The sequence below is a fragment of the uncultured Sphingomonas sp. genome, from assembly GCF_946477935.1.
Lineage (GTDB): Bacteria > Pseudomonadota > Alphaproteobacteria > Sphingomonadales > Sphingomonadaceae > Sphingomonas.
Genome location: NZ_CAMLAC010000344.1, coordinates 1 through 2,643, shown reverse-complemented (window position 1 = coordinate 2,643; position 2,643 = coordinate 1). Strand labels below are relative to the sequence as shown.

The 2,643-nt window shown below is 68.7% G+C and carries 2 protein-coding genes; both read left to right on the top strand.

What is annotated here, in order from left to right:
* Nucleotides 1–2,435: DNA methyltransferase (locus Q0U08_RS19640; protein WP_298093478.1), on the top strand; the 2,435-nt coding region annotated here is incomplete at its 5' end.
* Nucleotides 2,432–2,643 (top strand): hypothetical protein (locus tag Q0U08_RS19635; protein WP_298093476.1); only part of this gene is annotated, 212 nt, incomplete at its 3' end. The genes Q0U08_RS19640 and Q0U08_RS19635, both read left to right, overlap by 4 nt.

Genomic DNA, 2,643 nt, shown 5'->3' with positions numbered 1-2,643 from the left:
GGCAGCGTCAGATGTGTATAAGAGACAGCCGGTCGGCGGAGGATGCGGCGGGACTGGCGGCGGCGCTGGCGCCGGTGGTGGACCTGCGCGCCTGCCCGCGGGGAAGCCCGGTCGCCGCCGGCACGCCGATCCTGCAACCGACCGACGAGCGACGGCGGACCGGGAGCCATTACACGCCGCCGACGCTGACCCGGCCGATCGTGCAGCACGCGCTGGCCCCTGCCCTTGCCCGGATCGGGGCGGATGCCGGGCCGGCGGAGGTGCTGGACCTGAAGGTGTGCGACCCCGCCGCCGGATCGGGCGCGTTTCTGGTGGAGGCATGCCGGCAATTGGGCGAGCGGCTGGTGGCGGCATGGGCGCGCTGGCCGGCGCAGCGGCCGACGATCCCGGCGGACGAGGACGAGTTGCTGCACGCCAAGCGGCTGGTGGCGCAGCATTGCCTGCGCGGGGTGGATCGCAACCCGCTGGCGATCGACCTGGCCAAGCTGTCGCTGTGGCTGGAGACACTGGCCAGCGCGCATGAGTTCACCTTTCTGGACAATGTACTACGCTGCGGCGACAGCCTGGTCGGGCTGCCCAATCCCAAGATCGTCGCGGTGACCTGGGGCAAGGTGTCCGGGCAGCACAGCTTCGTCGAGGCGATCGTGCGCGAGGGGATCAACGCGGCGGCCGACCTGCGGCGGCTGGTGCGCCACGAGGCGGAGATCGCGCCTTATGCGGTGCAGGAGGGACGCCACCGCGCGGCGATGACCGCGCTGACCCGCGCGCATCTGGTGGCCGATGCCGTGCTGCAATCCTTTTTCGAGGGCAGCGGCGTACGCGACCGCGAGGCGCGGCTGGCGGAGGTGCAGCAACTGGTGCTGGCGCCCGGCACGCAAAGCTGGTCGCGGCTGGAAGCCCTGCGCGACCGGCTGCACGCCTCGCCGATCGGGATCACCAGCTTCCACTGGGAGCTGGAGTTCGAGGACGTGTTTACCCGCCCCAACCCCGGTTTCGACGCGATCGTCGGCAATCCGCCCTTTGCCGGCAAGAACACGATCGCGGCGGGACATGCCCCCGCCTATCCGGATTGGCTGAAGACGCTGCACCCGCATGCGCATGGCAATGCCGATCTGGCCGCGCATTTCTTTCGCCGGGCCTTCGGATTGCTGCGCCGGGGCGGCGCGTTCGGGCTGATCGCGACCAACACGATCCGGCAGGGCGATACGCGCGATACCGGCCTCAGACGGATACTGGACGAAGGCGGCGTGATCTTTCGCGCGGTGAGCCGGCATCAATGGGAGGGCGATGCCGCGGTGGTCGTGGCGCAGGTGTTCGTGCGCAAGGGCGCTGGGGCGGATGATGCCGCACCGGTGCTGGACGGGCGGCCGGTGCGGCGAATCTCGGCCTATCTGATGGAGGGCGATCTGGACGCCTCGCCGGCGGCGTTGCGGGAGAATGCGGGCGAGGCGTTTCAGGGGTCGATCCTGCTGGGGGCAGGCTTCACCTTCGACGATGCCAATGCCGATGGCGGCAAGACGTCATCGATCGCGCGGATGCGACAGATTATGGCCGCACATCCCGACCGCGCAGCCGTCATCAAGCCCTATATCGGCGGGCAGGAAGTCAACACCTCGCCGCGGCATGAACATCGCCGATATGCGATGAACCTGAGCCACCTGTCCGAACAGGATGCACGCGACCGCTATCCGGATCTGATCGCCATTGCGGAGGCCAAGGTGCGGCCGGAACGCGAGGCGCTGCCCCCGACAAATGCGTGGAACCGGGACGTCGCCGCGCGTTGGTGGCAATTCGCCGCCGACCGGAAGGCGATCGCCGCGGCAGCGGGACAGATGGACCATTTCCTGGTCCATGGCTGCGGTGCGACGCCCCATGTCGCGTTCGCGCGCCTATCCTCGGCGACGTGCTTTGCGAACACGCTGGCGGTCTTCGCCTTTCCCGGGCTTGGCACATTCGCCACCCTTCAGTCGCGGGTGCACGAGGTTTGGACGCGGTTCTTCGCTTCGACACTGGAAGAACGGTTGCGCTACACGCCGACCGATTGCTTTGAAACTTTCCCCCTGCCCCCCGGCCACGCCGATGCGCCGGCACTGGAAGCCGCCGGCCGGGCCTATCACGATCACCGTGCCGCACTGATGATCGCGGCGGATCAGGGGATGACGCCGACCTATAACCGCTTCCACCATAAGGCCGACGGCGGTGCGGATATCGAGGGCCTGCGGACGCTGCATCATGACATGGATCGGGCCGTGCTCGCCGCTTACGGCTGGGGGGATCTCGCCGCCGCCGCCGCGCCTGTCTTTCTGGATGCGGATAGCGAGGACGATCATCGTTATCAGGGACGGTTGTTCTGGCCGGCGCCGTTTCGCGACGCGGTGCTGGCGCGGCTGCTGCGACTGAACGAGGAACGGGCGACGATGGAGCGGATGCTGTGAGCGCGGCGGGCGTGCGCGAAGGGCTGGTACATCGGCTGCGCCGCAACCTGATCGGGCCGAGCGAGGCGGAGGACGGCGATCTGGCGAACGAACGGTTGCCGGCGGGGGAAAGCCCGTCGCGCTGGTATCTGTCGGGCTTCATCGCGCCGTCGGGTGAACTGGCGGCCGAGCCCGACATGCCGGCGGATGCCGAGCTGGAGGAGATCGA